The sequence below is a fragment of the Streptomyces sp. NPDC059456 genome (genome assembly GCF_042750055.1).
Lineage (GTDB): Bacteria > Actinomycetota > Actinomycetes > Streptomycetales > Streptomycetaceae > Streptomyces.
Window position 1 is genome coordinate 1 of record NZ_JBHYVA010000707.1, and the last position, 4,353, is coordinate 4,353.

At 79.5% G+C, this 4,353-nt stretch carries 2 protein-coding genes; both read right to left on the reverse strand.

All coding sequences use genetic code 11. The features are described from left to right. Positions 1–2,074, reverse strand: a 2,074-nt coding sequence (locus ACFXA3_RS36850; RefSeq protein ID WP_385194597.1) for a TPM domain-containing protein, incomplete at its 3' end; no start/stop codon positions are given. Positions 2,075–2,183: 109 nt separating this feature from the next. Next, on the reverse strand, positions 2,184–4,353 hold a 2,170-nt coding region (locus ACFXA3_RS36855; protein ID WP_385194595.1), incomplete at its 5' end, for a PQQ-binding-like beta-propeller repeat protein.

The window sequence follows — 4,353 nt, forward strand, 5'->3', positions numbered from 1 at the left end:
GCGAGCCGGCGCCGGGGCCCCCGCCCCCGCCGAAGCCCCCGCCGCCGAAGCCCCCGCCTCCGGAGCCGCCGCCGAAGCCCCCGCCTCCGGAGCCGCCGCCGAAGCCCCCGCCGCCGCGGCCGCCGCGCAGGATCTCGCCCAGGATGATCCCGCCGAGGACCGCGCCGCCCATGCCACCGCCCTGCCGCTGCTGCCCGCCGCCCCCGTACGGGTTCCGGTACGCCCGTACGTCCTCCTCGGCCAGCTGCTGCGCCTGCCGTGCCAGCCCGTCCGCCTGCTGCGCCTGCGCCAGCGCGCCCGCCGGGTCCGTACCCGCCAGCGACGCCGACCGCTCCAGCCGCCGCTGCGCCTCCGCCAGCCGCGTGCGGGCCTCGCTGCCGACCGCGCCCCGGCTGGTCGTGATGTAGTCCGCCGCCGCCCCGATCGCACTGCGCGCCGCCAGCGTCGCCTGGTCCAGCAGCGCGGCCGCCCGCTGCCGGCCGCTCTCGCGCTCCCGGGCCCCGGCCAGCGCCTCGTCGAGCACCGCATCGGCCTCCTCCACCCGGCGCAGCGCGTCGATCGGGTCGTACCGGCCGGCCGCCCGCTCCCGCCGTACGTCGGCCAGGACCGCCTCCGCCCTGCCGATCCGGCCCCGCAGGTCCGCCGTGGAGGTACCGTCCGCGGTGCCGGTCAGCAGGCCGCGGGCATCGGCCAGGTCGGTGTCCGTCTCGGTGAGCGCCCCGGGCAGTTTCCCGGCGGCCTCCGCCAGCTCCTGCGCCCGCCGCTCCACCGCGTCGACCAGCGTCGCCGCCTGGTCCACCGCACCTTCGGCGGCCCGTACGTGCACGGCCGCCTTCCCGTTGTCGCCGCCGTCGACCGCGGCCCGGGCCTCGCCCAGGCCGGCCGTCGCGAAGAGCAGCCGGTCCCTGGCCTGTTCGGCGTTGGAGGCCACCGGCGCGGACGCCGAATCCGCGTACCGGCCCGCCAGGGCCGTCAAGGTCGCCTCGGCCGTCGTCGTACGGCCCGTCAGGTCGCGGACGTGCCCCTCCACCGTGGCGAGTGCCTGCGGGGCGTTCTTCTCCAGGTCCCGCAGCCGGTCGAAGTCCGCCGACTCGGCGTCCAGGCGCCGGTTCGCCTCGGTGCAGCGCGCCACGATCTCGTCGAGCATCCGCCGCCGCGTCGGATCGTCCTCCGGGTACGCGTCGTCGAGCTGCTGGCGCAGCCGGAACGCGGCCGTCAGCCCGCTCTGCGCGAAGGCGACGGCCTCGGTGAAGGCGGCGACCGCCGCGTCGCCGAACTGCGCCGCGGCGAAGCCGAGCTCCTCGGTGCTGGTGCGGATCGCGTCGTCGGTCTCCACCAGCAGGGCCTTCGCCTTGGCGTCCAGCTCGGGCAGCGGGAGCACGGTCGTGGTCGCCGGCTGCGCGCCCCAGCCCGTCGTCCCGGCGCCGCCCCCGCCCCCGCGCCTGCGGCGACGGTACGCGTACGCCCCGAGGGCGCCGGCCGCACCGACGACGGCCACCGGGAGCACGTAGTCCCCGGCCCCGCCGCCCTCGCCCGAGTCCCCGCCGGGGTCCGCCACGCCCGGGGTGACGGCCGGCACGGGCACGGGCCTGCCCGAGAGCACGGCGCCGTACCCGTCGGCGGCGCCGATCGCGGCGCCCGCCCAGTCGTTCTGCCGCAGCGCGGGCTCGATGGCCGTCCGGGCCACGTCCGCGAGCTGCGCCTGCGTGAAACCGGAGTCCACGTCGGCCGAATAGGCGTACTGGCGCGCCCCGGTCGCCACGGCCAGCAGCACGTCGTCCTGGCCGAGGCCGTTCTTCTGCGCGGTGGCGTCCGCCCAGCTCTGCGCGGAACGCCCGGAGAAATCGTGCACGTACGTCACGAACAGCTGGATCCGGTGGTCGGCGTACAGCTTGTCCAGCGCGGCGGTGACGGCGGCCTTGCGGTCACCGAGGGCGCCCACGCGGTCGGTGATCTGCCCCTGGGAGGACAAGGTGACGGGGTCCTCGGCCCGGACGGCCGGCGCCGCGGCCACCCCCCAGCCGCCGAGCCCCAGCAGTGCGGCGGCCAGCACCAGTCCGGCCCGTACGGACATCCCGGTGGTGGTGCGTCGCGTCGTCCTGCTCCTGGGCGCCCTCACATTTGGGAGGGTATGGGCGGCCGTGCCCACCCGCACCCGGAGGACCCCGGGGTTCCGGGGCCCGTCACGGGAGGGCGTACGCCGCCAGTTCCGGGCGGGACAGCACCAGGTGGTCGCCGACCACCAGCGCGTCCCCGTCGGCGAGCGCGGGCTGCTCCCACCGGCGGCGCCCGCGGCCCGTCGCCGGATCCAGAACGGCGACGAACGGGCCCGACTCCCGGCCCAGCCGCCCGCGCCGGCCCCCGCGCGCGGCCTTCACGTACAGACCGCCCGCCCGCAGGCCGAGCAGTTCGAGCGCGCACACCGTCCCCTCGCGCCGGACCACGGTCCGCTGCCAGCGCAGCGCCCCCGTCTGCGCGTCGAGCGCGTACACCAGGTCCCCGCCCTGCTCCCGCCGGTGCCCCGCCGCGTACACCGTGCCCTGCTCGACCAGCAGACGCGCCGCCGGGACGCCCACGGCGAACTGCCACAGCTCCCGGCCCGTACCGCGGTCCACGGCGCGGACGAGTCCGCCGTCCAGCACGTGCACCGCCCGGAGGCCGGGCTCGCGGTCGAAGGCCTCCGAGCCGCGCAGCTGCGACCACATCCGCCCGCCGCCCGACAGGTGCAGCGCCCGGAGCCACCGGCCGTCCGTCAGCACCAGGCAGTCGTCCGTCGCCGCCACGGTCCGGGTGGCCTCCGACAGCGAGCGCCGCCACACGACCTCGCCCGTGGCCGCCCGCAGCACGGTCAGGTCGCCCCGCGCCTCGTGCACCAGCACCGGCCCGGCGCTGCGCAGTTCACCCGCCCGCGGCAGGTCCCGCCACCAGCGCACCCGGCCGTCGCGCGGCTCCCGCGCCACCACCCGGGCCCCGGACCCGCCGTCCCGGCGCACGTCGACGTACACCGTGGCGGCGTCCGCCACGCAGGACACCAGCAGCCGCCCGGCGCCGGGCAGCAGCGGCGCGATCACGCCCTCGTCGGCGTGGGCCGTCCAGCGGGTCGCCCCCACGTCGGCCCGTACGCAGCCCACTTCGGCGCCCGAGCGCCACACCAGGCCGTCCCCGGCGCAGTGCAGGGCCTCCGGGCGGCCGCTCTGCCGCCAGCGGCGCCCGTCCGCGTCCGCCGGCCGCAGGGCCGCGGTCCGCTCGGCGAGCGTCGTCAGCGCGCGCGGCGGGGGGCTGCCCGCCCCGGCCGCCACCTCCGGCAGCCAGGGCGTACCGGCCGTGGCCACGCAGTCCCGGGCGATCCGGGCCAGCGCGCGGGCCCGGTCCGCCGGTTCGGGCAGGGCACGGGCCCGCTCGGCCCGTTCCCGCGCCCGTGCCGGATCCAGCGCGGGGCGCGCCGCCCGCGCCACCCGGTCCCGGGCCGCCGCGAGCGCGGCCAGGGCGTGGTCGGCCTTCTCGTCCCCGGCCGTCCCCGGACGGCTGCGCAGGAGGGCGCCGGCCCGCGTGCGCAGCCGCTCCGCCGGTACGCGTTCGCCGCGGGCCTCGTGGTGAGCCGCCTCCTCGCGCAGCCAGGCGGCCCGCTCCTCCAGTACCTCGGGCAGCCCGGCCTCGGCCTGCTCCAGGGCCCGGGCCCCGCCCGCGGGATCCCCGGCCGCGGCCCGGTCCCCGGCCACCTGGCACAGCGCCAGCAGCCGGGCCCCGGCGGAACCGATCCGCTCGCTCAGGCGCAGGGCGTTCTCCAGGTCCCGCGGGGCGACGGCCAGCACCATGTCGTACGTGGCCGTCGCGCGCAGGCCCGGGTCCGGTATCCCGGCCAGCCGGCGCTCGGCCTCGGCGGGCCGGGCCGCGGCGAGGGCCGCCTCGATCCGGGCCCGGAGCCCGCCGGGCGCCGGGCGCCCGCCGAGGTGGAACCCGGCGATCTGGGAGGCCTGCTCGGGAGCCACGGTGATCAGCTCCTCCGTCAGCGCGCGCAGCGGAGCCTCCCGGTCGGAGCCGAACACCGTGAACAGCGCCTGCTGGGCGTCGGTCAGCAGCCGCCGGGCCCGCGCCGGGGCGTGCGGTGCGGTGCCGCGGGCCAGCGCGGTCAGCAGCCGGGCCACCCGCCCGCCGTCGCCCCCACCGCCGGTCCACGCGAGGACCTCGGCGTCGGCGAGCAGCCGGGCGGCGAGCTCCGCGTCGAACCGGGCCGCGGCGTCCGCGGCGACGGCCAGCGCCTCCACGCGGACCGCGGCGTCGGGCGAGGGGTCCCGCAGGGCCTCCTCGGCCTCCCGCAACAGCCCCCGCGCCACCCCGGCCCCACCTTCCGGC